The following is a 24,346-nucleotide window of genomic DNA, read 5'->3' as shown; positions in this document are numbered from 1 at the left end:
AGCAGGACCGGCCATGAAGACAACAACAGCCCTGGACGAAGTCACCGCCATCAACGGCGTGATCACCGATCAGCAACCCGTTGACTTCCACGCTTTGGGGCTCGCGGGCTGCATCGACCGCTTGGCCACACCGCTCCGCCGGGAAGGGACCGAAATCCACTGGGAGACGCCGCACCATGGAGTCGAAATCTCGTCCGACTCCGCGTCCTTGCTCTACCACGCAGCCAAGGAAGTGCTCAGCAATGCGTTCAAGTATGCGCATGCCCACGACGTCACCGTCCGGCTCGCCGCGGTCTACCACGGGATCCGGCTGACAATCACAGACAACGGCGCGGGCTTCGACGGCCAGGCAACACCCGCCGGTCCACACCACGGATTCGGGCTCCGCCTCATGTCCATCGCGGTCAGCGAAGTGGGCGGCGAGGTCTCCGTCGCCTCCAGTCCAGGCAACGGAACCTGCATCACCGTCACCCTGCCGCTCGACTGATAGGCGTCGATGCCCGACGGCGGCGCGCACCCGCCGTCGTCGGTTTCGGAACTGCTGGTTCCCTATTCAAGTGAATCTGGTATGAAAGGCGAATGACCCCGTACAAATCCGAACCGCCCCTGGGCGGTTCCCGCGCGCATATCAAGTCGATTTTCCCGTCGCTGGCCCGCAGCGAACAGCGCGTGGCGCAGTTATGCCTTGATTCCCCCGAAACCGTGGCCAGGATGTCGGTGGCGGATCTGGTCACGCAGACGGGGACATCGCCGGCAACGATCGTTCGGGCCTGCAAGAGCATGGGCTTTGACGGATTCCAGCACTTGCGCCAAGTCCTGCTGCGTGATCTGGGTGCGGCGGCACGGGACAGCATCCAGCAGGAAGAATCCGGGGCAACCGGTGAACCCGGGTCCTCCGAGCATTTGGTCTCGGGGATCTTTTCCCGGGCGTCCCAGGACATCCGCGGAGCTTTGGGTTCTTTGGACTTCGAGGCATTCGACGCCGCGGTGAAGGCGATCCGCCAGGGTGGACGCCTGTTGGTAGTGGCCAACGGCGCGTCGCTTGCTCCTGCCCAATCCCTTGCCCTGCGGTTCCTGTCCGCTGGCGTGCAATGCGAGGCGCCGTCCGACATTGTTTCGCAGCATATCTCCGCCAAGCTCCTCTCCACGGGCGACGTCTGCATCGCCGTGAGTGACAGCGGTATGAACTCCTTCACGATTGGTTCGGCGCGGATCGCGGCTGAGCGCAAGGCCACGGTGATCGGGGTGACCAGCTACGCGAAATCCGAACTCGCCGCTCTCTCGACCCACACGCTCGTGGCCGGGGCGGAATTCCATTCGTGGAACGACCAGCTCCCCATTGGCAATATCGTCCAGATGCTGGTGCTGTCCGCCCTGCACGCCGCGGTGACTGCGGATTCCCCCGAAGTTGAGCGCGCTCGCTCCGCCGTGTTCGAAGAAGTCCTCCACATGGTGGAAAACCCCGAATAGCTTTCTGGCGCGAAACGCGAGCGGTTTCAACTGTTTCCTGTCCGCGCACGGGGAGTTCATCAACTCCGCACCGACCGTTAATAAGCGAGCCCCACCCTTCAAGGGTAAGACGTTTCCTAAATAATTCGATTTAGGAAACATCGTTTCCTCGGAGGTGCTCGTGGGCCGACTTGTGCTCAACCAATTGTCGCGTTCATTCAAGAACGTGTCGGCGGTAAAGAACGTATCGCTCACCGTCGAAGACGGTGATTTCCTGGTCCTGCTCGGCCCCAGCGGTTGCGGCAAGACCACCCTGCTCCGCATGATCGCGGGCCTGCTGGAACCGACGTCGGGCTCGCTCGAACTGGACGGAACGGACATCACCACCGCCCCGTCCAAGAAGCGCGACTTGGCCATGGTGTTCCAGAGCTACGCCCTGTACCCGCACCTCAGCGTGTCGAAAAACCTGGCCTTCCCGCTTCATGTGCGGCGCACCGACAAGCAGGAAGTAAAGAAGCGCGTGGAGGCCGTGGCCGAAATGGTGGAGATCGGCCACCTCCTGGATCGCAAGCCCAAGGAACTGTCCGGCGGTCAGCGCCAGCGAGTCGCAGTTGCACGCGCCTTGGTGCGGGAGCCCAAGGCCTTCCTCATGGACGAACCGCTATCCAGCCTGGATGCCAAGCTCCGCACCGCAACCCGGCAGGAGCTGGCCGGGCTGCACAAGCGCCTCGGTGCCACGTTCATCTACGTCACACACGACCAGGTGGAAGCCATGACCATGGCGACCAGGATCGCATTGCTCAACGGTGGCCAGCTCGAGCAACTCGGCACCCCGGAAGAGCTCTACGACAAGCCGGCATCCGTATTCGCCGCAGGTTTCCTGGGCTCACCCGCCACGAACCTGATCGATGCCGAACTTTCCACCAGCAACGGCTCCATCACTGTCATGGCGCCGTCCGTGGAAGCAGTGCTGTGGGACGGGGAAACACCCCGGCGGGACGTTGTCGTGGGGATCCGCCCGGAACACTTGAGCATCCACGCACCTGGCTCTGCAGCAGCCGCGCCAAGCTCCGGGGCAGCCCTTCGGGGCATCGTTGACCTGGCCGAAAACCTCGGCAGCGAACAAGTCATCTACTGCCGGGTCGGAACGAACCGCGTGGCTGTCCGCGCCCCGCGGGGCTTGCGCTGGGAGCCGGGCAACGCCGTCGTACTCAGCGCCGAAGCGAAGAAGCTTCACCTCTTTGACCGGGCAAGCGGCCGGCGCCTCGAATGGCAGGCGGACGCGAAGCATTCCTCTAGTTCCAGCTCGGCCCAACCCACCGCATCGGTCTAGCTCCCCCATGCTCCGGCGCCAACCGGAACCAGCAGTACCCACCCATCCCAGCAACCAAGGAAATATTGTGCGCCCTCTCCGTTCAATTGCACTGACCATCGCCGCCGGCACCGCCGCATTGGCCCTCGCCGGCTGTTCCGGCACCTCGCAGGCCAGCACCGTGAGCAACCAGATCATCCCGGAGCTCACAGCAGACCAGCAAGTCAACATCACCTTCGAAAGCTACAACCTGGCCCAGGCCGGCGTCTGGACCGATACCGTCAAAGGTTTGGTAGCGGACTTCGAAAAGGCCCACCCGAACATCCACGTCACCGCCCAGGCGCCGCAGGGCGGCGGCGCCGTCGGATCCAACACGGTCAGCAGCGTCCAGACGCAGCTCCTCGCCGGGCACGCGCCCGACGTCGCGCAGCTGACATTCGATTCCCTGGACTTCGCCGCCACCCAGCTTGGCGCCCAGCCCATCAGCGACCTGGTCGGCCAGAAAGCGGTCGACGACGCGCTCGGCGGGGCCCACCCCTTCCACCCCAACGCCAAACACCTGGCCGACTGGAACGGCAAGACCTACGGAATTCCTTACGTCTTCTCCACCCCTGTCCTGTTCTACAACGCCACCAAGCTCGCCGACGCCGGAATCACCAACCCGGACCTGAGCACCTGGGACAAGGTGGAGGCAGCCGCAAAGGCCGTTTCCGCGAAGTCCGGGAAGCCGTCCCTGGACATCTCGTGCGCAAGCATCGGCGGCAACTGGTGCATGCAAGGCATCTTCAAGTCGAACGGGGCCCAGGTCCTCTCCAATGACCGCAAGACCATCGGATTCGGTTCGGACGCGGCCGTCGACACCGTCACGAAGCTCGCACAACTGACGAAGGACGGCGTACTGCGCAATGCCGACAGCAGCGCCCAGTCCGAAGGCCTCGCGAAGGGCGACACCGCCTTCATCCTCACCACCTCGGCACTGCAGGGATCATTCATGTCGGCCGCCACGAAGGGTGGCTGGCAGCTCAAGGCCGCCGGCATGCCCTCCTTCGGAAGCAAACCAGCCGTGCCCACAAACTCGGGATCGGCCTTGTTCGTCCTGTCGCAGGATCCCGCGAAGCAGCGCGCCGGCTGGGAATTGATCAAGTTCATGACCAGCGACCACGCCTACGAGCAGATCTCCACCAAGATCGGCTACCTGCCGCTGCGCACCTCGCTGACTGCTCCGGGCGGATCGCTCTATGACTGGGCCCAGAAGAACCCGCTCCTGGCTCCGAACCTCGCCCAGCTTGACCGCCTGCAGCCGTGGGTTTCCTACCCGGGAAACAGTTATGTGCAGATCGACGACATCCTGGGCAAAGCCGTGGAGAACGTCGTCTACTACGGCAAGGACCCGAAAGCCACCATGGCCGACGCCCAGAAGCGCGCCCAGGACCTGATCCCCTAAGCTCCCCGATCCATTTTCCTGCCCCATCCGGAAGGACACCAGCTGTGACAACCACTGCCGAGGACGCAGTCTTCGGAACCCGCAACCGCCCCTACCCCGTGGAGGGCACCTACAACTTCCGGAGCACGGCCGGCTATCCCGCCGCCGCGGCGGGCGATGCCGCCGTCGTGCGGACCATCCGTGACGGGAAGCTGTACCGCTCGGACGCGCTACACGGACTGACCGACGCCGGACGCCGCCAATTCTCCGAGCTCGGCATCCGCCTGGTCATCGACCTGCGTGACGCAACCGAGTTGGAGAAGTCGCCCAGCAAACTCGACGGACTCGGCGTCGACACCAGGCACAACCCGATTTTCGAAGAAGGTAACGTCCCGGGTACTGCGGAGATCACCACCCTGCTGGACATCTACCGGCTCATGGTCCGTAGCCACGCGCAGCGCCTTGCCGACGCCGTCCGCCTCATTGCCGACTCCGGGACGGAACCCGTGCTGGTCCACTGCACCGCGGGCAAGGACCGCACCGGCGTCGTCATTGCCCTGGCCCTCCTGGCAGCAGGAGTGGACCGCGAACAGGTGATCCTGGACTACGTAGCCAGCGAGGAGAACCTGCGCGGCGAATGGAGCGAGGCCATGATGGCCGCAGCCTCCAGCCACCCGGGCCTTTCGGGCATCGGCGGGGAACTCCGGGAAATCATCTCCGCGAGCCCCGCCACCGTCCTGGAAACCACGCTGGACCTCGTAGACCAAACCTACGGCAGCGCCGCCGGCCTGCTCCGGGCGCACGATTTCAGCGACGCCGACCTCGAACGGCTCCAGGACATCCTGACCACCAGCTCCACCCGCTAAGAACCGCCGCTACCCACTGCAGATAACTACAAGGAGACAAGACCATGAGCACTGAACTCCAGCACCCCGCCCCCGAGCACTTCATCCTGCACATCAGCGACACCCACTTCGTGGCCGATAACGACCTCCTGCACGGCAGCGTGGACAGCGACGAGAACCTCCGCCAACTGTTCCGCGACTTCGTCAAGGCCCAGGTCAAGCCCGAAGCACTGGTGTTCACCGGCGACCTCGCCGACACCGGCCGTCCCGACGCCTACGTCCGCCTCCGCAACATCGTGGAGCCCGTCGCCGAGGAACTCGGCGCCAGGATCATCTGGGTCATGGGCAACCACGACGCCCGTACCGCCTTCCGCTCGGGCCTCCTCGACTCCGACGCCGGCGAGGAATCCGTGGACATGGTCCACGACGTCAACGGCCTGCGCATCATCGCCCTGGACTCCACGGTTCCCGGCAAGCACCACGGTGAAATCTCGGACGAACAGCTCGCCTGGCTAGCCGATGTCCTCGCTACCCCGGCCCCGCACGGCACCCTCATCGCCCTGCACCACCCGCCCGTCCCCAGCCCGCTGGAGATGATGGCCATGTTCGAACTCCGCGAGCAGAGCCGCTTCGAGAAGGTCATCGAAGGCACCGACGTCCGTGGCATCCTGGCTGGCCACCTGCACTACTCCACCTTCAGCACCTTCGGCGGCGCTCCCGTCACCGTTGCTTCGGCCACGTGCTACACGCAGGACCTGAACGTCGCTCCGAAGTCCATGCGCGGCCAGAACGGAGCACAAGCGTTCAACCTGATCCACCTCTACCAGGACAAGATGCTCAGCTCCGTCGTGCCGATCGGCGAGTTCTCCACGGTGTACTCCGTCACGGCTGAGCAGATGGCCGCTTTCGAGAAGATGACCCTCGAAGAGGCCACCGCAGCGATGACCGCACCCGGCGAGGAGTCCGACGTCGAGCCCTCCAACACTGGTGAACCCGCCGACGGCGAGCTCGCCGAAAGCGTTCGCTAACCAGCCACAGCACCGGAAGGAAACCGCAAGCATGTTCATCGAGACCGCCGGGCCGGCAACGGGCGTTGCCCCTGCCGGCCTGGCGGGGCTCCCGGTCAATCGGTGTCCCAAGCGCCGCGCCGTGAGCCCCTACCTCTACATCCTGCCCGCCGTGGTCCTGCTTCTCGTCTGGACCTACTGGCCGCTGGGACAGACCGTCAACCTCTCCTTCAACGACTGGAACCTGATCCCCACCAAGCCCAAGCAATACGTTGACGTACAGAAATACGCGAAGGTCCTGAGCCTGCCCGAACTGCACCAAGCATTGCTCAACACCGGCGTGTACATCCTGGCGTTCCTGGGTATTTCGGTTGCCTTGCCGCTCGTGTTCGCGCTGCTCTCGCGCAAGGTCCAAGGCAAGGCCCGCACGGCTTACCAGGCCCTGATCTTCGTTCCCTTCCTGATCACACCCGTGGCCAGCAGTGCCGTTTGGCGATGGCTGTTCGCACCGGAAGGCGGAACGATTCCCGCGATCGCCGCCGCCCTGGGCGCGCCGATGGGCAACGTGTTCCGGGATCCCGACAGCTCGATGATGGCGGTGATCGTGATCGTGGGGTGGCAGATGCTCGGCTTCGGCGTGCTGGTGGTTTCGGCCGGGCTGGCGGGCATCAGTCCGGACTATGCAGCAGCCGCGTCGATCGACGGCGCGAGCGGCAGGCAGATCACGTGGCGGATCATCATCCCTTTGCTTTCGCCGAGCCTGGTGTTCCTCTCGCTCATGACCATCCTGCTGTCCGCGCAGTGGACATATCCCATCATCGACCTCGTGACACAGGGCGGGCCGGGCAATTCATCCACCAACATCTACTACCTGCTCTACCAGTTCGGCTTCAGGAACTTCGACGCCGGCCTGTCCTCCGCCGCGGGCACGCTCTTCTTCCTCGGATTCGGGCTGATTGCCCTGGTCTTCGTGGAACTCTCGGAGCGACTCAGCTTCTACGACAACTAGAAAGAACCATCATGGCCTTCATCACCATCGCCCCGCCGGCCCAGCCTGGTTCCTCGGATGTTGCCCTTCCAGTGCCGACCAAAGTTTCAGGGCCGTTCTCCTCGTTACGGTCATTACCAAGCCACATTCTCCTCATCGCCTTGGCGATCGTCTCAATCTTCCCCATCTACTGGATGTTCGTCACGGCTTTCCGGCCGCCGTCGGACGCCCTGTCCACCAACCCGCTGCCGGGACCGCTGAGCCTGGAGAATTTCCAGTACGTCCTGAAGACCATCCCGATCGCAGGCATGCTTGCGAACACCTTCGGCATGGCGCTGACGTTGGCCGTGTCCCAATTGCTCGTGGCGATCCTGGCGTCCTACGGCTTCGCGCGTTGGGACTTTGTCGGCAAGAAGGCCTTGTACCTGTTGTTCGTGGGGTCGTGGCTGGTGCCTTTCCAGGTCACCATGATTCCCAACTACTTGCTCGTGTCCCAGATGGGCCTGCTCAACACCATCACCGGCGTCGTCATTCCGCAGTTGTGTTCGGCATTCGCGGTGATGATGCTGCGCCAGCACCTCGAAGCCTTCCCGAGGGACCTCCTGGATGCCGGCCAGATGGACGGCAGGTCGTCCTGGCGGACCCTGTGGGAAGTGGTGGTCCCGAACCTCCGCCCAGCACTTGCGGCCCTTGGCATCATGCTGTTCATCAGCGCCTGGAACGAATACTTGTGGCCATCACTGATCATGCAGAAGTCCGACGCCCTCATCCAGGTGGGCATCCGCGGCTTCCTGGGCGCCGAAGGCAACAACTGGGGCGCCATCATGGCAGCGTCCTCGCTCGCGTGCCTGCCGATCTTCCTGATCTACATCTTCCTGCAGCGATACGTGGTGGATGCCTTCGTCCGCTCGGGGTTGAAGTAACCCGCCGAACGCTCGCTCACATATGTCGCCGTTTCCGCCGACGCGCGCTCACATACAGGGCAAATTTCGGAATCCCTCGCTCACTAGAGGTGAGCGAGGGATTCGAAAAACGGCCACAAAGGTGCGCGGGCGTCCCGGCGGCAGCAACGTGACGCCTCCCCAACTGCTCCAGGGCTGAGGAATCGGCCTAGGAGAACTCCTTCAGCGCCTCGGTGAGCAGGCTCCCCGGAGAACCCAGCCGAACGTGGACGCCGTTGGAGGCCACCAGCTCCCCGGCAACCACGACGGCGGTGACGTCACTCGCGGTCGCGCTGAACGCGAACTGTTGCGGCATGGAACCAGCCGTTCGCGCCGAGTCCGGGGCCACGGCCATGAGGTCGCACACTGCACCTACCTCCAGCGCCGACGCTATGGGTGTGGCCATGGAAGCTGTTGCACCGATGGTGGCGGCGCGCAGCAGTTCCTGGGGGGAGAACCTGCCCCGTTGGCCGGAGCCGAGGCGTTCTCCGTGTTCCAAAGTGCGCATTTCAATCCAGGGATCGATCACCGCGTGCTGGTCCGTTCCCAGCGCGATGGTCGCTCCGGCGTCGGACAATTCGCGTGCCGGCCCGATGCCATCGGCAAGATCGGCCTCAGTGCTCGGACACATCACCACGGTGGCTCCCGCGTCCCCGAGGAGCTGGACGTCGTCCGGCGTCAGGTGGGTCGCGTGGACGGCGGAGAGCCGCCGGGACAGCAGGCCGTGCCGGGCAAGAAGCCCAGCGGGGGTGACGCCGTAGGCCTGCAGGCAGGCATCGTTCTCGGCCGGTTGTTCGCTGAGGTGGATGTGGAGCGAAATGTCCGCAGGCAGTTGCCGCGCGACGGTCTTGAGCGCTTCTTCGGGCACTCCGCGGACGGAATGCAGGGCTGCCCCCGCGCCCACCATGTCCGCCGGGAAGCTCTGCGCTACCTCGGCGCGCAGTGAGCCGAGCCGGTCCAACCAGGCCTGCGCATCAGCGTCGCCGAACCGTGCCTGTTCCGGGCTGAGCGGCGTCCCGATGCCTCCTGCGAGGTATAGGGTGTCCAGCAATGTCAGTCGGATCCCGGCCGCAACGGCTGCCCTTGCCAACGCCAGTTCCATCGCGTGCCGTTCCGGGTACGGCGTTCCGTCGGGCTGGTGGTGCACGTAGTGGAACTCGGCCACGCTGCTGAAACCCGAGACCACCATTTCGGCGAAGACCGCCGTGGCGAGCTTCTCGTATTTCTCCGGTGTCAGTTCCGCAGCGCTCCTGTACATTTGCTCCCGCCAAACCCAGAAGTCACCGCGCCCGTCATGGGTCCGTCCACGCAGGATCCGGTGAAAAGCATGCGAATGGGCGTTTGCCGCCGCGGGGAAGACCACACCGTTCAATATCCGGTCACCCGTTTCGGGCCCGACGCCGGTCGAGATCCCGGAGATGCGGCCGTTGTGCACTCCCAGCCGAACACCGGAGGCGACAACCGCACCGCCGTCGCTCCCGCCGTCGACGTTTACCAAGGCGGTTTCGCACCAGAACCCGCTCACAAGAGTCCCTCCAGAACGTCGGCGAGGGCGACGGCGCCGGCTGAGGCGTCCTCGTCAGCCACGTATTCTTCCGGGGAATGCGAGATTCCGCTCGGGTTGCGCACGAAAAGCATCGCCGAGGGGACATGTCCAGCCAAGACTCCGGCGTCGTGCCCGGCGCCGGTCGCGAGCACGGGCGCTCCCGGCAGGAGCTCGCCGATGCGTCGGCTCAGCTCGGGATCGAAGTGCACGGTGTCGCTGTAGGACTCCTCGGTGAGGCTAACGGTGCATCCCTCGCCCGCCGCGATTTCCCGGGCTGCGCGGTATATCGATTCGATCAGTTGTGCGGTCACGGCGTCGTCTGGATGCCGGGCGTCGAGCCAGAGATCGACGCGCGAGGCAATCACGTTGGTGCCGCCGGGAACCGGGGTCAAGCGCCCCACGGTGGCCCGCGCATCCGGCTGCCTCGCCGCCGTGTCGCGGACGGCAACGACGATCTGCGCGGCCGCAACCATCGGGTCGGCGCGATCGGTCATGAGGGTCGTCCCGGCGTGGTTGCCTTGGCCACTGACGCTCAGTTTCCAGCGGCCATGGCCCAGGATGGAGCTTCCGACGGCGATGGCCGGCCCGCCTTGGCCCAGTCCCTTTCCCTGTTCCACATGCAGTTCAACGAAGTCGCCGATTCGCGCCATGGCCTCCGGATCGGGTCCGACGTGCCGGGGATCCAGGCCGTTGCTTCGGGCGACGTCGGCGAAAGTGTTGCCGTCGATGTCGCGCAGGTTCAGCGCCTTGTCGACGTCGATGGCGCCAGTCAATAGTCGCGAACCCAGGCAGGCCACGCCAAAGCGGGATCCTTCCTCTTCCGGGAAGACGGTGATGGCCAGGGAACGCCCAGGCTCAAGACCGCGGGAAACGAGGACATCGACGGCGGCGAGTGCGGACGCGACGCCAAGCGGCCCGTCAAAGGCCCCTCCTCCCGGGACGGAATCGAGGTGGCTTCCTGTGACGAGCGCGCCGTCCTGGGGCTTTCCCCACCAGGCCCAGATGATGCCGTTGCGGTCGGTCTCGACCTCGAGGCCGCGGTGCTGGGCTTGTTCGATGAACCAGTGCCTGAGGTCGAGCTCGGGCGTCGAGTAGACGGCCCTCGAGTATCCCCCGCGCACCGCATCGCGGCCCACGTCCTTGATTGAGTCAAGGAGCTGATTGACGGTATTCACGTGTTCCTCCGATTATGTCTGCCACCAAGTAAAAACCAGATGCCACCCCATGACAAGGGCTCCGACGCAGAATCACGACAATTAACGGGCCCGAAACACCACCGATACGCCCTGGCGCGACAGAATGTCTCAAATCCCGGAATCTCAGACAATTTCCGAAAATCTATTGCCATCCGATGAAAGTTCATTTTTACTTAGTGGCAAGACATGGTGATTCAGACCACTTGAAAGCAGGCCAAGCAGTGGCAGCAGATTCCTCCACACGGACGGTCGAAAGGGCTTTGGCCCTCCTGAGCGCGGTCTGCACCGATGGCTCCATCAGCCTGAGCGACGCCGCACGTGTTGTTGACTTGTCGGCCAGCACCGCACTCCGTCTCCTCCGCACCTTGGAAGGCAGCGGATTCGTGAAGCGGGATCCGGGTGGAAACTTCCGTCCCGGCGCCCGCGTGATCCAGTTGGGAGCCCTCGCGTTGGGACAGGAGTCCCTCGTATCGCTCTGCACGCCACACATGAAGCGGTTGGTGGCTGAAACGGGCGAGTCCTGCTATTTGAGTATTCCCGGTCCTGGGGAAACCGGTATCTACATTGCCATCGTCGAAGGTACGCACTCTGTCCGGCACACCAGTTGGGTCGGCAGGAGCATTCCGTTGGAAGGATCCGCCGCCGGGAAGGTCCTGACCGGCGGGCAGAACGGCCGCGGCTTCGCCATCGTGCGAAGCGGCGTAGAAGACGACATCACGGCCGTCGCCGCACCCATCGTGATCGGCGGCCGGACCGTGGCAGCCCTCAGCATCGTCGCACCGAGCTACCGCTTGGGCGAAGCGAAGGCGCAGACATTTGGCGAGGAACTGGCGAGGGTGGCGGACAACATCCTCGTGGAACCCTCCGGAGACCATGAAGTGCCCCAGGAAAGCATGGAACAGAAATGATCAAGTTTGAAAATGTCACCAAGGCGTACCCGGATCAACCGCCTCATCGAGCCCACCAGCGGTACCATCTACCTCGATGACCAGCCGACGTCGGCCATTGACGCAGCCTTGCCCCGCAGTCACCGAGATGGCCGGGGTGTTGCGCGGCCTCGTGGAAGGCAGCGGTGACCCGGCGAGGATCCAGGATCCCTGTTGCTTCTCGAATTCGGGAACTAAGCATGCTTAGCTATGGACTGCCGACGACGACCGGCGTACCTTAGTTTCCAAACACCGCACTGGGGAGGTGGAGTGTTTGGCCAGGTCTCTGGGGCGCCGTGGCATTTATGTGTTACGCCCCCTGCTATTCGCCGCTTTCGGCGCATTGGCATGGTTGCTGTGGCTCGCCGGTCCTTCGCAAGCCACCGACGTCATGCCGGGGGTCCCGGCTGTCCCGGCGCCTTCGGTTTCCCTCCCGGTTCCCCTCGCCGATCCCCTAGGACGGCTCGTCAACCAGGACCCCTCCGGGGTTGCAGTCCCGAGTCAATTGGCCACAGTTCCTGGGACCGTGGTCCGTCAGCTAACAGACCACGCCTTGACGCCGGTGGTCGGGGTCGTCCACGGCGCGCAGCGCGTGGTCACCAACACGCTCAAGGAACTCGCGGCGTTGCCGGAGGGTCCTTCCGTGCCGGAATTGCCGCGGGTGCCCGGAATACTGCGGAATACAGGACCAAGCGTTCCGGCTGTCCCCGCTGCTCCCCCGCGTGCTGGACCCGGCGCGGCGCTCACTAGCCCCTCCACGCTTGTCCATACGAACCCCGTTCCACCTGCCGTCCAGACCGGGTCACGAGCGAGCACAAGGACTTCCGGATTCCCGGACGGTGTTGTCTTCGCTCCCCCTGCTGTATTCGCGGCGTCGGATGTGTCTACGGTTCCGGGCGGACCTCCGCCTGACGCGCCGGCTCCCGCGGCTGCGTCGCCGCATGAGGCCGGATCGATGTCGGGCCCGGAGGGCGGTTCCACTTTTGGCGCGGCAGATCTGCCCGAACAACGTGGACTCGCGCCCCCGCCCGGCCACTGTCCGATACCCGACCGCAGGCAAACGCCTTCAACCGAACCCGCATTCGATCCGGGATCTTCCCCCGACTGACCAGGCCGCTCCTGCCCTTTTGGCAGGCACGACCAACTGCGCCACCAGCGCAGGACACGTCTAGTCAGGAGAAGACCATGCAGGACAATAACCGACTGATAGGAAATTGGCCCGACCCCATGAGTAAAGGAGGCATATAGGTATAAGCGAACATCGCGACAGGAGCTCAGCGCCCAAGGGAACAACGACGCCGGCCGTACAGTCCATCTGACTGCACGGCCGGCGTCGTGATACTGAAAAGTAGCCTGGGTCCCCTTAGAACAGGCCGCCCACCACAGCCTGGGTGAGCTGGTGGAAGATGTCGGTGCGGGCGGGGATGTCGCTCTCGTCCTGGCCCTTGGTGTAGACCACGAAGGCATAGCTCTTGGTCCCGTTGGTGAGGATGCTGGCATCGTGGAGTTCGTCGTCGAGCAGTCCATATTTGTGGAAAACTGTGATTCCGGCCGGCACTGCGGCGGGGATCAGTGATTCGTAGTTGGTGTTCTGCATATAGGACAACAACTGCGCCGTGTCCTGCTGGTTCAGGAGCTTCCCGTCGTAGAGACCAGCCATGATACTGGCCATCTCGGCGGGGGTCAGCGTGTTGTTCTCCGGGTCGTAGTTAATCCCGATTGACGTGGCGTAGGCCTGCAACTGTGGGTGACCGATGGTGTCCATGATCAACGACCATGAGTCGTTATCGCTGTCCTGGATCATTTCCTTGATTTGGAAGCCCGAGGTGTAGTCCCCCAAAGGATCGTCAAGCGACGCTGCGCCTGTTTCGACGAGGTGGTAGTAGGCAATCGCTGACAGCACCTTGGCTGTGCTTGCTGCCTCGAACGGATCCTGGACCCCGTATTGGTGCGTCGAACCATCGGACAGATCAATCAGGGCCACGCCGATCTGATACCCATTGTTGGCGTCGATGATCGCATTGATTTGGCCATCAAGCGCTGGCGTCACCGTTCCTGCCGCCGTCGGGGCCGGTGCTGCGGCCGCCGTCGGGGCCGGCGCAGCGGCTACCGGGGCAGGAGCCGAAGCGGCCGCCGTAGGGCTAGCCGCCGTCGTCGTCGGGGCAGCCGCGGCCAGGTCACCCGGGGGTGCCGTCGGGGCCGAAACGAAATCGGAAGCGGGGCGGGCGTGCGCAGCTGAGTAGACCGTGGCCGTCAGGGTCAGAGCCAGAATGGCGGCGCAGGCTGTCAGCAAGGCCGATCGACGCCGGCGAGGGCTCCACTGGTTCCACCGGCTTCTCTTTCGTCCGGACCCTTGGCCGGGACGACGGGGCTCTTGCTCTTCCATAATGATGCAACCGTAGCTACTGCAGCTATGTGGGAGCTATGAAAACCCTGTCCGTCAGCCACGTGTCACCTGGGTGAATATCGAGCGTCGCGGATTGGTGAGCCCAATACAGTGAACCGCGTGCCGCCCATCTCTCCGGACAGCAGCGGCATTGCCTCGGCTATCGCGGCCCGGACACTGTCCAACTGCAGCGACCCTTGGTGCGCTTCTGCCGATTCCCACAGTTCGCAGACAAACACCGTGTCGGGCGATTCTTCGTTGATTCCCACCTCGTAGAGAAGGCAACCCGCGCCCCGGAGTTCGGGTTTCGGTGTCAGCAGGATGGACACGACGGCGTCGCGCTGGCCGGGTTTCGTGCCGAGACTTCCCACGTTTGCAAAGGTCATGCGCCTATTGTGCTTCATTCCGCCGACGTTATTGAGGAATCGCGTATCGGCGGACAAAGTTGCCGAGGATCTTCATCGTTGCCGAGGATCTTCATCGGTTCGGTCGCCGTGACCTTCCGGGCGTCCGCCATCAGCTGTTCAGCAGCCTCGGGCGGGAAATATCCGGCGTGGCGATAGGTGTCGATCCGGGTGACGAGCCCCTCGGCGTCGAGCTCCGGATGGAATTGCGTGGCGTAAAGATTGCTCTTGATGCGGAACATCTGCACAGGGCAGGCGGCTGAACCGGCCAGCAACACCGCGTGTCCCGGCAGGACCGTGCAGGCTTCCTTATGGCCCGTAAAGGCGACAAAGCGCTCGGACATGCCTTGGAGGAGAGGGTCCTGGAGGCCCTCCGCCGTGAGCTTGATGGTTACCCCTCCGAGTCCTTCACCGTAGGTGCGGTCAATCACCGCGCCCTGGTGAAGGCCCAGGGTTCCGACCCCATAGCAGGCCCCCAGAAAGGGAAAGTCGGAGTCCACAATCGTGTCCAGCAGCTGAGCGAGTTCCTTCTCCACCCGTTTCTGGACCGGACTCTTGTGTTCCGGAGGGTCGCTCGACGTGAACGGGCTGCCGCCCACGATCACGCCGGAGTAGTCGGAGAGCTCAAGCGGCGGAAGTGGCGCCGCTTCCATCCGGATGCGTTGCAGCTGCTCGGGAGCAAGCCCTCCAAAACGGAGATACGCCTGGTACTCTTCCTCGGCGGCGGCGTCTTCGGCACGAGATGCGAGCAGGAGAAACGGCTTCACAGGCTAAGTGTGCACGCGGTGGCCCTGGCGCGCCAGCGTCCCGCTGAAACATCCCTTTGGAGGCGGTGAGCCGCCGTTCACGTCGAAGAAATGTCCGGCATTCCGGCCGGATGGAGGGATTTCACCTCCTTCTGCCTTGGATTCCGCGGAATCACAGGCATCCCGCGCGTCCGCTCCGGGCGATCCGGCGTCCCTGCGGAGACGGCGTTAACATTCCCGAAACACGCCTGTCATGCGTTCTTCACGCCAAGACAAGTTATGTAACGTGCCCGCAATTTTTCCTCGCATTGCTTGAAACACGGAACCGGAAATATTGGGCAGGGGAAGAACGGGACCACGCTGCAACGGTCCTCCTACGGCATTCCGATCAGAAGGGAAGCGCACGTGAATATCACTGCGGAAAACGTTTGGGTGATGGTGTCGGCGGCACTTGCACTGCTCATGACTCCGGCACTCGGCCTCTTCTACAGTGGCATGACGCGGGCCAAGGCCTCCCTCAACATGATCATGATGAGCTTCATCTCCGCGGGCATCGTAGGCGCCGTCTGGATCCTGTGGGGCTACTCAATGATCAGCGGCAAGAGTGTCCTGGGCATTTTCGGCAATCCGTTCAGCAGCTTCGGCTCGGCAGACCTGGTCGGTTCCACCGACCTCATCAAGCTTGGTTTCAGCGCTACTTTCGCCATCGTCACCGTGGCCCTGATCAGCGGCGCTATCGCCGATCGTGCCAAATTCACCTCCTGGGTCGTTTTCGTCCCGATCTGGATCACCCTGGTCTACTGCCCTTTGGCCTTCATGGTCTGGGGCGGCGGCCTCCTGAGCCCCGGCGGAGCCATCAGCTCGGTCTTCGGTCAGGTAATCGACTTCGCCGGCGGCACAGTGGTGGAGATCAGCTCCGGCGCTGCCGCGTTTGTCCTGGCCCTGATCCTGGGCAAGCGCCACGGCTTTGGAAAAGATCCGAACCACCGCCCGCACAACCTCCCCTTCATCATGCTTGGCGCCGGCCTCCTCTGGTTCGGCTGGTTCGGTTTTAATGCCGGTGCGGCCACGACGTCGGCGCAGGCCGGCTTGATCTGGGTCAACACCCTAGTTGCCCCGGCCGGGGCCATGCTCAGCTGGTTGCTCACCGAGAAAATCCGGCATGGCCACCCCACATCTTTGGGTGCGGCTTCCGGCGTCGTTGCCGGCCTTGTGGCCATTACTCCGGCTTGTGCCAACGTGGCTCCTGCTGCGGCCCTCGGCCTGGGTTTGCTGGCCGGCGCCGCCTGCGCCGTGTTTGTCGACTTGAAACACAAGTTCGGCTTCGATGACTCCCTCGACGTGGTGGGCGTCCACCTTGGGGGCGGGCTGGTGGGCACGCTCGCGCTCGGATTCATCGCCTTGCCGGTGAACGGCAAGGGTGGAGGATTGTTCTACGGCGGCGGACTCCAGCAGCTCGTGGCGCAGATCGTCGCCATCCTTGTCACCCTCGCGGTGTCCGGAATCATGACGGCAATCATTGGCCTTGTCATCCACAAGACCATAGGATTCCGCGTCAGCCACGAGGCGGAGCTCGCCGGAGTGGACCTGTCCGAGCATGCCGAGACCGCCTACGAGTTCGGCGGCATGGCCCGGAGCCACTTCAACGCCCTCCCGCACGTCAACATCCCTGTGGCCGCTGCCGCCGCTTCGTCCTCCGCCGCCGTTCCCGCCGTCGAGCTCCAGCGCGAAAAGCAAGCCGACCCCGCTTAGCTGGGGCGGGCGTTTCCGCAGCCGCGAGGGACGCGTACGCTCAGTTTGTGGACATCGTCGATTTCCTCTCGGACCGCCTGAGTGAGGATGAAGCTGCGGCGCGGAAACTCCTCGGCGACCGTTCCGTCTCCGAGGCGGGCAAATGGTACGAGCGACGTCTTCTCCTCGAATGCGAATCAAAGAGAAGGCTGCTCGGCATCGTGGAATCCGCACGGCAGGCGGCCTTGGCCACGATGGTTCGCGGAACGGTTGGTGATACGCCGCAGTGGATTCCGGAATCGATCGAATGGACCACGAAATCGTTGAATGCCCTTGCGCTTCCCTATTCCGACCATCCGGACTTCGAGCCGGAATGGCTGGCGGGGACGTAGCTGGCGGGCCTACCGCTCCTCCGCGAGCCGAGCGACTAATCGGCAGAAGGTGACCCGACTCAGACCCCCGCGCGCCTCATCAGTTCACTGATGATTTAGCTGACGGTTCCCTGTGAGTCGGGCCAACGTGTCTCACGGCTCCTAGCTTTGGGACCATGAAATTCAAAACAATCCCGGTCATCATCGGAACATTGTCTTGTGTGCTCGTCGGCGGCGCCGCGTTCGCGGCGGTTTCCACGTTCGCCGGCCCCCACGACGACGGAACCGCAGTCACGTCAATCGGCATGCGCGTCACGCCAACCGGACAGCAGACCTCACTCGGAGACCTTCCGCTGAACTCCGCCCTCTCCCCTGACGGCAAGCGACTAGCGGTCACAAACAACGGTCAAGGTACCCAGTCTCTGCAACTCGTCGACCTCGCAGACCACGAGGTAGACCAGACCCTCTCCTACAAGTCCCCGGAGTCCCTCTACATGGGTCTGGCGTGGAGCCCGGACGGCACCAAGCTTTACGCGAGCGCCGCAGCAAACTCCAAGATCCGCACCTACAGCTACTCCGGCGGCAAACTGGCAGAAGGTGCGCCCATCCAGCTGCCCACCACGACGCCCGCGGGCAAGGCACTGAACCTCTTCCCGGCCGGACTGGCCATCACACCCGACGGCAAACGGCTGGTTGTCGCCGATCAGCTCGCTGACGCCGTGTCCGTCGTCGACCTCTCCACCGGAAACGTCTCGACGACGCCGGCCGGTCACCGACCGCTTTCGGTCGCGGTTTCCCCGGATGGGACGACGGCGTTCGTCACCAACCAGGGCGCCTCCGACCTCTCCGCGGTGGACATCACAGGCACCGAACCGAAGGTTTCCCGCACCGTCACGGTGGGCCTCCACCCCAACAAGTCCGTCCTGTCGAAGGACGGCCGTACGCTTTACGTCGCCAACGGCGACGACGACACCGTCTCGGTTGTCGATACAGCCGCCGGCACAAGCTCGAGTATCAGCGTCGCACCTGAAAAGGGGGCGCCGGTGGGAACCAATCCCACTGGCGTGGCCTTGGACGAAGCCGGGCACCGCCTGTTCGTGAGCAACTCCGGCAACAACGACGTCGCCGTCGTCGATCTTGCCCGGAACGCCGTGGCCGGCGTGGTTCCTGTCGGCTGGTACCCGAGTTCGTTGGCCTTCAGCGGCGGGACATTGCATGTCACCAACGCGAAGGGGCTGGGCGCCGGGCCGAACAACGGACCTGGCCACCCGAACCCGGAGTCAACCACCCCGGCCGCCGAAAACCAATACAGCGGATCGATGATCGCTGGCACGCTGAGCAGTTTCAGCGTTCCGGAGGGCGGCCAGTTGCAGAAGGCCACCGAGCAGGTAAAGAACAACAACCGCCCGGACACCGCCGGTGGCAACATCATCCCGCGCCAACCCGGTCAAGAAAGTCCCATCAAACACGTGATTTACGTGGTCAAGGAAAACCGCACCTACGACCAGGTGCTTGGAAGCCTCGGCAAGGGCAATGGTGACCCCTCACTGAACCTCTTCGGCGACGAGTCGGCACCGAACATGCGGGCCCTGTCCAAGAAGTTCACCACCATTGACAACTTCTACGCCGATGCCGAAGTCAGTGCCAACGGCTGGAACTGGGTGGCCTCCGCGAACTCGAACCCGTACGCAGAGCAAATGTGGCCGGCCAACTATTCGGGCCGCAAGGCGCCGTATCCCAGCGAAGGAAACGCCCCTGAAATCGCGGCCCAACAGCCTGACAACACGTATGTCTGGCAGCGGCTCGCCAAGGCAGGAGTCAGCTTCCGCAACTACGGCTTCTATGTGTCCAACAACGCCGGCACATTCAACGCAGCGGACCCCGTTCTGGATGCGCAAACCGACCACAACTACCACGGTTACGACCTGAACTGCCCTGATTCGGCGGGATCGTTCGCGCCGCTGAAGCCTGGCTGCGGTACTCCACGTATTGAAGAATGGGCCAAGGACTTCCAGTCCCACGTGGCGTCCGGAACCGTTCCCACGGTCCAGTTCGTCCGGCTGCCCAATGACCACACCCAGGCCACCCGCACTGGCGCCCCCACGCCGAAGGCCTACGTCGCTGATAACGACTACGCGCTCGGCAAGCTGGTGGACACCGTGTCCCACTCTTCTGCTTGGAAGGACACCGCCATCTTCGTCACGGAGGATGACGCGCAGAACGGCCCGGACCACGTGGATGCGCACCGCACCTTGGCACTGGCCATCAGCCCCTACACCCAGACCGGGAAAGTCGATTCCACCTTCTACAGCACGGCTTCGATGGTCCGCACCATCGGGCTCATCGCCGGCATCGGCCCGCTGACCCAGTTCGACGCATTCGCCACTCCCATGAACGCGTCGTTCACCGCCAAGCCTGACAACACGCCGTACACCGCGCTCAAACCGAGCTACGACATGACCGCTGTCAACGGGTCAAACGCTCCCATGGCCCCCCAGGTAGCCACCCAGGACACGGCAACCGAAGACAAGATCGATGAGCAACTCTTCAACAAGTCCATCTGGCAGTCAGTGAACGGTGCTGACTCGAAGATGCCCGAACCCCAGCACAACGTGATCGGCTCGGGCTCCGGTTCCAGCAGCCAGCCGGCCGCGAAGGATCCTGACGGCTAGCCAAATTCACACATGACAGAGGGCGGTCACCGGCATCGGTGGCCGCCCTCTGCGGTTTCATCTGCAGGGCATTACTGTCAGTGCATCGTCCCGAAATTGGTGTTGTACCGGTACATGAACGCGGCCATCGCATCCCGGTTGACCGCTAGATACGGACGGTAGGTTTTGCTTCCGTCGGACTCGGTCCATCCGGTACTGATGCCGCTGTTTGCGAGCCAGGTGATCTGCTTGTAGAACGGGTTGTCAGTGGCGACGTCGGTGAATGGCGACGTCGCCGGTGCCGTGAAGGCCGGGCTACCCGCGAGGCGGTACATGAAAGCGGCCATCGCATCCCGGTTGACCGCTAGATACGGACGGTAAGTTTTGCTTCCGTCGGACTCGGTCCATCCCGTACTGATGCCGTTGATCGCAAGCCAGGTGATCTGCTTATAGAACGGATTGTTCGTGGCGACATCAGTGAATGGCGACGTCGCCGGCGGGGTGAACGCCGGGCTGCCCATCAGGCGGTACATGAAGGCAGCCATTGCGTCCCGAGCTACCGCCGTCAGGGGGTTGAAGTTCCTCGACCCGTCCGACGCGGTCCACCCGGTGGAGATGCCACGGGAACCAAGCCAGTTGATTTCGGACGTGAACGGGTCCCCGGAAATGTCCGAGAAGATGGGGCCCGGGTTGGTGGCGAAGTCGGTCAGCTGGGTGAGGGTGCCGTTGAAGACGTCCTGGTCGCCGGGAAAAACGCCTGTATCGGAGTTCTGCCACAAGGTGTAGTCCGGCCAGCCGGCCGGCAGCGGTCCGGCGTCAGTCGAGAAATAGGAAATATGCAGGGGGTGGTTTCCGAAACCCGCCGCATTGCCGGTGCACGTTGTCCACCAGTCAGTGGTGGTGTAAATGGCAGGGAGGCGCCCGGTCTTGGACAGGATGGTCGTGGCGAAATCGGAGATCCAATTCACCATGTCCCCTTGGCTCAATCCGTAGCAAGTACTTCCATACGGGTTGTATTCGATGTCCAAGAGGGCAGGAAGGGTCTTCCCGTCGGGGGTCCAGGCTGCGCCGCTCTGCAGAAAGTAGTTGGCCTGGTCCGCTCCTGAGGACGCGTCGGGAAGCGCGAAGTGGTAGGCGCCGTGCAAGAGTCCGGCGTTTGCGGATCCGGCATATTGGCTGGCGAAGTACGGGTTGGCGTAACCGGTGCCCTCGCTGGCCTTGACGTAGGCGAACTTGGCGCCATTTGCGGCCGCGGTGGGCCAGTCGACATTGCCTTGGTGGCTGCTGACATCCATCCCCGGCACCCCGGACGCCACCGAAGCGGGCGCTACGGCCTGGGCAGACATCCGCATTGGCGCAGCGGTCTCATGACTGCGGACAGTTGAACCCATCGCGTGGTCATTCGAGGTACTTGACGTCGCGGACGGAGAGGGTGACGGTGAAGTCGTCGTGGGTGCCGCGGAAGCCGCGCCGGCGCCGGGGGCGACGAGGACGATGCCCGCTATGAGCAGGGCCGCGTACCCGGCGATGCCTTTCCGGATACGGGGTCGAACAAGTTTCGGCCGCCTGGGAGCGCGCAGGATCGACGCGTTCATGTGAATTTCCTTCCGTTTTGGCAACGGAAGAGACCCGCGCCTGCAAACAACGCCCGCAGGAGCGGACGTCACGGACATTACCAGCTCTAGTCAAGACGGATGACAAACAGGCGGCATCAAACCCGGCCGCGAAAAAAGCGGGGGCACTTCCCCTGTCAAAGAATTAATCCAGAATCTATTCTGTTGATGAACCGGTACACATACGGTCCATCAGGCCGCCGGCACGTCCCGGGAAGCCCATCCCGCACCGGGGGCCGTCTCTCTGAGGAGGCGTCCATGTCCACTCCAGATGTGCCGACCCGGGGGCCCGCAAGGCCTGGTCCCTATATTGCGGCCGGAATCCTGCTGGCCGTCGCCATTCTGGTTCCGCTGTTCGTCCCCGCGTACTCGATTGATCAACCGCGGCTCGCCGGCATGCCGTTTTTCTACTGGTACCAAATGCTCTGGGTCCCTATCACCGCGGGCATGGTGGGCATCTCCTATCGCTTGGTCACCAAGGAGGACCGTCGACGCCGAGAAGCAGCGCGGGGCGGACGAGGCGCATTCACCGAGGAGCAGGAACAATGAGCGCGTTCACTGTCCCGCTGGCGACCACAGCGGACCGGCCCGTCAACGGCGTCGCGCTCACCGTCGTCGTCGTCCTCTTCATCCTCGTGGCGGTGCTGGGCTTCTTCGCCGCGCGCTGGCGCGCGGGCAAGGAGACGGGCCTGCACAGCCTCGATGAGTGGGGCCTTGGCGGCCGCGGTTTCGGAACGTGGGTCACGTGGTTCCTCCTTGGCGGGGACCTCTACACGGCCTACACGTTCGTGGCAGTCCCGGCGGCAATGTGGGCCACCGGCGCCGTGAGCGGCTTCTTCGCCGTGCCGTACACGATCGTGCTCTACCCGATCGTGTTCCTTTTGATGAGCCGTTTGTGGTCGGTCTCCCACCGGCATGGGTTCGTCACACCGGCTGACTTCGTGGGCGGGCGCTATGGCAGCAGAGCGTTGACGGTTGCGGTGGCCCTCACTGGGATTGTCGCGACCATGCCCTACATCGCGTTGCAATTGGTTGGCATCAAGGCGGTGCTCACCGTGCTGGGCCTCGGCAGTGCGCAGAATGTGCTGCTGACCGACTTGCCCCTCATCATCGCCTTCGTGGTCCTGGCCGCATACACCTACACCTCGGGCCTGCGGGCGCCGGCGCTTATCGCCGTCGTGAAGGATCTGCTGATCTACCTCGCGGTCATCGTTGCCGTGATCTACCTGCCAATCAAGTTCGGGGGCTGGGACAACATCTTCGGTGCAGCCCAGACGAAACTCGACGCCGTCAGCCCAGCCACAGGCAAGCCGGCGGGTGTCTTCATCCCGGGTGCCGCCAGCTATTCCGCGTACTGGACGCTGGCCCTTGGTTCGGCCATGGCGCTGTTCATGTACCCGCACTCGGTCACGGGAGTCCTGGCGACGAAGAGCAGGAACACGATCCGCAAGAACGCCGCGGTCCTTCCGCTGTATTCGCTCATGCTGGGATTCCTTGCCCTCCTGGGGTACGCGGCCATTTCCGCGGGCACCAAGCCGATTGACCTGAACGGTGCGGTCAATCCGCAACTGGTGGTTCCGCAGTTGTTCCTGGACAACTTCCCGGCATGGTTTGCCGGTATTGCCCTGGCGGCCATCGCCATCGGCGCGTTGGTCCCGGCCGCCATCATGTCGATTGCTGCCGCCAACCTGTTCACCCGCAATATCTACCGGGACTTGATACGGCCCGACGCCGACCCGCGGCAAGAAGCGAAGGTCTCCAAGATCGCCTCGCTCGTGGTGAAGTTCGGGGCGCTGATCTTCGTGATCGCGATGGACCAGTCGGCCGCCATCAATATGCAGCTCCTCGGCGGCATCTGGATCCTGCAGACCTTCCCGGCGATCGTGGCAGGGCTCTACACCCGTTGGTTCCACCGCTGGGCCCTCTTCGCGGGCTGGGTGGCCGGGATTGCCTACGGCACCGTCGCGGCGTACAACGTGGTCAACCCCGTGACGAAGGCGAACTTCGGCGGCTCCATCGCTGCCATCCCCGGCACCAACGTGCAGGTCTACATCGCCGTCGTGGCATTCGCGATCAACCTCATTATTGCTGCCGTCCTGTCCCTGGTCTTCCGGGCGATGAAGCTCCCCGACGGCAAGGACATCACCCGGAATTCGGACTACGGAGCTGACGAGCACGACCCCAAAGTTGCCGAACTCCAGCGCGAATACCGGCTGGGCGAAACGGGAGGCCCTGCGTTCTGACTGGATGGCACTACCAATACACGGCCGGGCGGGTTTGTGCCCCGCATGCCGACTCCTGGCAGGGGTGGCGCTGTGGATCGGTAGTGGTGTCCGGTGGGGGTGCGGATGTCGAGGACGTGCCGTGTTCCGGGACTGGTTGTTGCTGTCCCGTTTTGCGCTGTCCAGGTTTGTGCTGTCCAGCCGGGGAGTTCTTTGGTGTGGTTGCAGGCTTCGCAGAGTCCTGCCCCGTTGGCCAGGCTGGTTGTGCCGTCGTGGTGCCAGGGGATGATGTGGTCGATGTGCCTGATCGGTGCGTCGCAGTAGGGGGTGCGGCAGGTGTCGTCGCGGGCCTGGATGAAGCGCCGCAAACCCGCCGGGAAAAGCCGGGCACGGGAATCGGCTCCGACCAGTTCCCCGGTTCCGGGGGCGGTGTAGAGGCGCCGGAGCCAGACCTTCAAATCGTGATTTTGGCCGGGTGTGGCGTTGCCCTGGTTCCCGGCGTTGAGGAGTGACCGTGCCCAGCCGGCGGGGACGATGCCGTAGCCGGGGAGCCGGGCGGGTTCGGCGTCGCCTTGGAAGAGGGTGCGGT

21 protein-coding genes are annotated in these 24,346 nt (G+C 63.8%); 14 read left to right on the top strand and 7 right to left on the bottom strand.

Features of this window, described 5'->3' with window-relative positions; translation table 11 throughout:
* Nucleotides 1-13 precede the first annotated feature (13 nt).
* From BMF89_RS13020 to BMF89_RS12985, 8 genes are all read left to right on the top strand, one after another.
* Complete coding sequence (locus BMF89_RS13020; protein WP_078107529.1) at nucleotides 14-487, top strand: ATP-binding protein; 474 nt, start codon at nucleotides 14-16, stop codon at nucleotides 485-487.
* A gap of 92 nt (nucleotides 488-579) precedes the next feature.
* Nucleotides 580-1,470, top strand: a complete 891-nt coding sequence (locus tag BMF89_RS13015; RefSeq protein WP_078107528.1) for a MurR/RpiR family transcriptional regulator — start codon at nucleotides 580-582, stop codon at nucleotides 1,468-1,470.
* A 160-nt stretch (nucleotides 1,471-1,630) separates the two neighbouring features.
* Entirely contained in the window at nucleotides 1,631-2,782 is a 1,152-nt protein-coding gene (locus tag BMF89_RS13010; RefSeq protein WP_078107552.1) for an ABC transporter ATP-binding protein, read from the top strand.
* Nucleotides 2,783-2,849: 67 nt separating this feature from the next.
* Nucleotides 2,850-4,205, top strand: coding sequence for an extracellular solute-binding protein (locus tag BMF89_RS13005; protein ID WP_139359650.1), 1,356 nt, complete (start codon nucleotides 2,850-2,852; stop codon nucleotides 4,203-4,205).
* Between the two features lie 44 nt (nucleotides 4,206-4,249).
* On the top strand, nucleotides 4,250-5,050 hold the full coding sequence (locus BMF89_RS13000; protein WP_171983486.1) for a tyrosine-protein phosphatase: 801 nt from the start codon (nucleotides 4,250-4,252) through the stop codon (nucleotides 5,048-5,050).
* Between the two features lie 44 nt (nucleotides 5,051-5,094).
* A complete protein-coding gene (locus tag BMF89_RS12995) occupies nucleotides 5,095-6,057 on the top strand; it encodes a phosphodiesterase (protein WP_078107525.1) in 963 nt (320 codons plus the stop codon).
* Nucleotides 6,058-6,088: 31 nt separating this feature from the next.
* Nucleotides 6,089-7,045 carry a sugar ABC transporter permease gene (locus tag BMF89_RS12990; protein ID WP_078107524.1) on the top strand — a complete coding sequence of 319 codons (957 nt, stop codon included), beginning with the start codon at nucleotides 6,089-6,091 and terminating at the stop codon, nucleotides 7,043-7,045.
* 11 nt (nucleotides 7,046-7,056) lie between these two features.
* Complete coding sequence (locus tag BMF89_RS12985; protein WP_078107523.1) at nucleotides 7,057-7,947, top strand: carbohydrate ABC transporter permease; 891 nt, start codon at nucleotides 7,057-7,059, stop codon at nucleotides 7,945-7,947.
* A 187-nt stretch (nucleotides 7,948-8,134) separates the two neighbouring features.
* Here BMF89_RS12985 and BMF89_RS12980 read toward each other — a convergent pair whose 3' ends face one another.
* Both BMF89_RS12980 and BMF89_RS12975 read right to left on the bottom strand, forming a co-directional pair.
* A complete protein-coding gene (locus BMF89_RS12980; RefSeq protein WP_078107522.1) occupies nucleotides 8,135-9,490 on the bottom strand; it encodes a formimidoylglutamate deiminase in 1,356 nt (451 codons plus the stop codon).
* On the bottom strand, nucleotides 9,487-10,686 hold the full coding sequence (locus tag BMF89_RS12975; protein ID WP_078107521.1) for an allantoate amidohydrolase: 1,200 nt from the start codon (nucleotides 10,684-10,686) through the stop codon (nucleotides 9,487-9,489). The genes BMF89_RS12980 and BMF89_RS12975 overlap by 4 nt, the downstream gene beginning before the upstream one ends.
* Nucleotides 10,687-10,928: 242 nt before the next feature.
* Between BMF89_RS12975 and BMF89_RS12970 the strand changes: the two genes are divergently transcribed.
* Nucleotides 10,929-11,615 carry an IclR family transcriptional regulator gene (locus BMF89_RS12970; protein WP_366214892.1) on the top strand — a complete coding sequence of 229 codons (687 nt, stop codon included), beginning with the start codon at nucleotides 10,929-10,931 and terminating at the stop codon, nucleotides 11,613-11,615.
* A 1,381-nt stretch (nucleotides 11,616-12,996) separates the two neighbouring features.
* Here the strand turns inward: BMF89_RS12970 and BMF89_RS12965 are convergent.
* The 3 genes from BMF89_RS12965 to BMF89_RS12955 form a co-directional block, all read right to left on the bottom strand.
* Nucleotides 12,997-13,926 (bottom strand): serine hydrolase, encoded by a 930-nt coding sequence (locus tag BMF89_RS12965; RefSeq protein WP_241710418.1) that lies wholly within the window; start codon nucleotides 13,924-13,926, stop codon nucleotides 12,997-12,999.
* 158 nt (nucleotides 13,927-14,084) lie between these two features.
* Complete coding sequence (locus BMF89_RS12960; RefSeq protein WP_078107518.1) at nucleotides 14,085-14,405, bottom strand: antibiotic biosynthesis monooxygenase; 321 nt, start codon at nucleotides 14,403-14,405, stop codon at nucleotides 14,085-14,087.
* A gap of 14 nt (nucleotides 14,406-14,419) precedes the next feature.
* Complete coding sequence (locus BMF89_RS12955; RefSeq protein ID WP_078107517.1) at nucleotides 14,420-15,190, bottom strand: glutamine amidotransferase; 771 nt, start codon at nucleotides 15,188-15,190, stop codon at nucleotides 14,420-14,422.
* A gap of 384 nt (nucleotides 15,191-15,574) precedes the next feature.
* On the opposite strand from BMF89_RS12955, the gene BMF89_RS12950 reads away from it, so the two are divergent.
* The 3 genes from BMF89_RS12950 to BMF89_RS12940 all read left to right on the top strand — a co-directional run bounded on the left by BMF89_RS12950 (nucleotide 15,575) and on the right by BMF89_RS12940 (nucleotide 19,943).
* Nucleotides 15,575-16,921 (top strand): ammonium transporter, encoded by a 1,347-nt coding sequence (locus BMF89_RS12950; RefSeq protein ID WP_171983485.1) that lies wholly within the window; start codon nucleotides 15,575-15,577, stop codon nucleotides 16,919-16,921.
* A gap of 47 nt (nucleotides 16,922-16,968) precedes the next feature.
* Nucleotides 16,969-17,292, top strand: coding sequence for a DUF6221 family protein (locus tag BMF89_RS12945; RefSeq protein WP_078107516.1), 324 nt, complete (start codon nucleotides 16,969-16,971; stop codon nucleotides 17,290-17,292).
* Nucleotides 17,293-17,447: 155 nt separating this feature from the next.
* Nucleotides 17,448-19,943 (top strand): bifunctional YncE family protein/alkaline phosphatase family protein, encoded by a 2,496-nt coding sequence (locus tag BMF89_RS12940; RefSeq protein ID WP_078107515.1) that lies wholly within the window; start codon nucleotides 17,448-17,450, stop codon nucleotides 19,941-19,943.
* A 77-nt stretch (nucleotides 19,944-20,020) separates the two neighbouring features.
* Here the strand turns inward: BMF89_RS12940 and BMF89_RS12935 are convergent, their stop codons facing one another.
* On the bottom strand, nucleotides 20,021-21,517 hold the full coding sequence (locus tag BMF89_RS12935) for a lysozyme (RefSeq protein WP_078107514.1): 1,497 nt from the start codon (nucleotides 21,515-21,517) through the stop codon (nucleotides 20,021-20,023).
* Nucleotides 21,518-21,793: 276 nt separating this feature from the next.
* Between BMF89_RS12935 and BMF89_RS12930 the strand changes: the two genes are divergently transcribed.
* Both BMF89_RS12930 and mctP read left to right on the top strand, forming a co-directional pair.
* The gene (locus BMF89_RS12930) at nucleotides 21,794-22,084 is read left to right on the top strand and encodes a DUF3311 domain-containing protein (RefSeq protein ID WP_078107513.1); all 291 of its coding nucleotides are present in this window, start codon (nucleotides 21,794-21,796) and stop codon (nucleotides 22,082-22,084) included.
* Nucleotides 22,081-23,778 carry a monocarboxylate uptake permease MctP gene (gene mctP, locus BMF89_RS12925; RefSeq protein WP_078107512.1) on the top strand — a complete coding sequence of 566 codons (1,698 nt, stop codon included), beginning with the start codon at nucleotides 22,081-22,083 and terminating at the stop codon, nucleotides 23,776-23,778. The genes BMF89_RS12930 and mctP overlap by 4 nt, the downstream gene beginning before the upstream one ends.
* Here the strand turns inward: mctP and BMF89_RS12920 are convergent.
* Nucleotides 23,694-24,346, bottom strand: a 653-nt coding sequence (locus BMF89_RS12920; RefSeq protein WP_139359649.1) for an HNH endonuclease signature motif containing protein, incomplete at its 5' end; no start/stop codon positions are given. The genes mctP and BMF89_RS12920 overlap by 85 nt on opposite strands.

The sequence above is a fragment of the Arthrobacter sp. SRS-W-1-2016 genome (assembly GCF_002009585.1).
Taxonomy (GTDB): domain Bacteria; phylum Actinomycetota; class Actinomycetes; order Actinomycetales; family Micrococcaceae; genus Arthrobacter; species Arthrobacter bambusae_A.
The sequence above is the reverse complement of the archived record's forward strand: the minus strand, read 5'-3'. Positions and strand labels throughout refer to the sequence as shown.

Bases quoted from the DNA above. Each gene is read 5' to 3' on its own strand.
- BMF89_RS12995 (WP_078107525.1), top strand. From the start codon at position 5,095: ATGAGCACTGAACTCCAGCACCCCGCCCCCGAGCACTTCATCCTGCAC.
- BMF89_RS12985 (WP_078107523.1), top strand. From the start codon at position 7,057: ATGGCCTTCATCACCATCGCCCCGCCGGCCCAGCCTGGTTCCTCGGAT.
- BMF89_RS13015 (WP_078107528.1), top strand. From the start codon at position 580: ATGACCCCGTACAAATCCGAACCGCCCCTGGGCGGTTCCCGCGCGCAT.
- BMF89_RS13020 (WP_078107529.1), top strand. From the start codon at position 14: ATGAAGACAACAACAGCCCTGGACGAAGTCACCGCCATCAACGGCGTG.
- BMF89_RS12930 (WP_078107513.1), top strand. From the start codon at position 21,794: ATGTCCACTCCAGATGTGCCGACCCGGGGGCCCGCAAGGCCTGGTCCC.
- BMF89_RS12960 (WP_078107518.1), bottom strand. From the start codon at position 14,405: ATGACCTTTGCAAACGTGGGAAGTCTCGGCACGAAACCCGGCCAGCGC.
- mctP (WP_078107512.1), top strand. From the start codon at position 22,081: ATGAGCGCGTTCACTGTCCCGCTGGCGACCACAGCGGACCGGCCCGTC.
- BMF89_RS12940 (WP_078107515.1), top strand. From the start codon at position 17,448: ATGAAATTCAAAACAATCCCGGTCATCATCGGAACATTGTCTTGTGTG.
- BMF89_RS12935 (WP_078107514.1), bottom strand. From the start codon at position 21,517: ATGAACGCGTCGATCCTGCGCGCTCCCAGGCGGCCGAAACTTGTTCGA.
- BMF89_RS12990 (WP_078107524.1), top strand. From the start codon at position 6,089: ATGTTCATCGAGACCGCCGGGCCGGCAACGGGCGTTGCCCCTGCCGGC.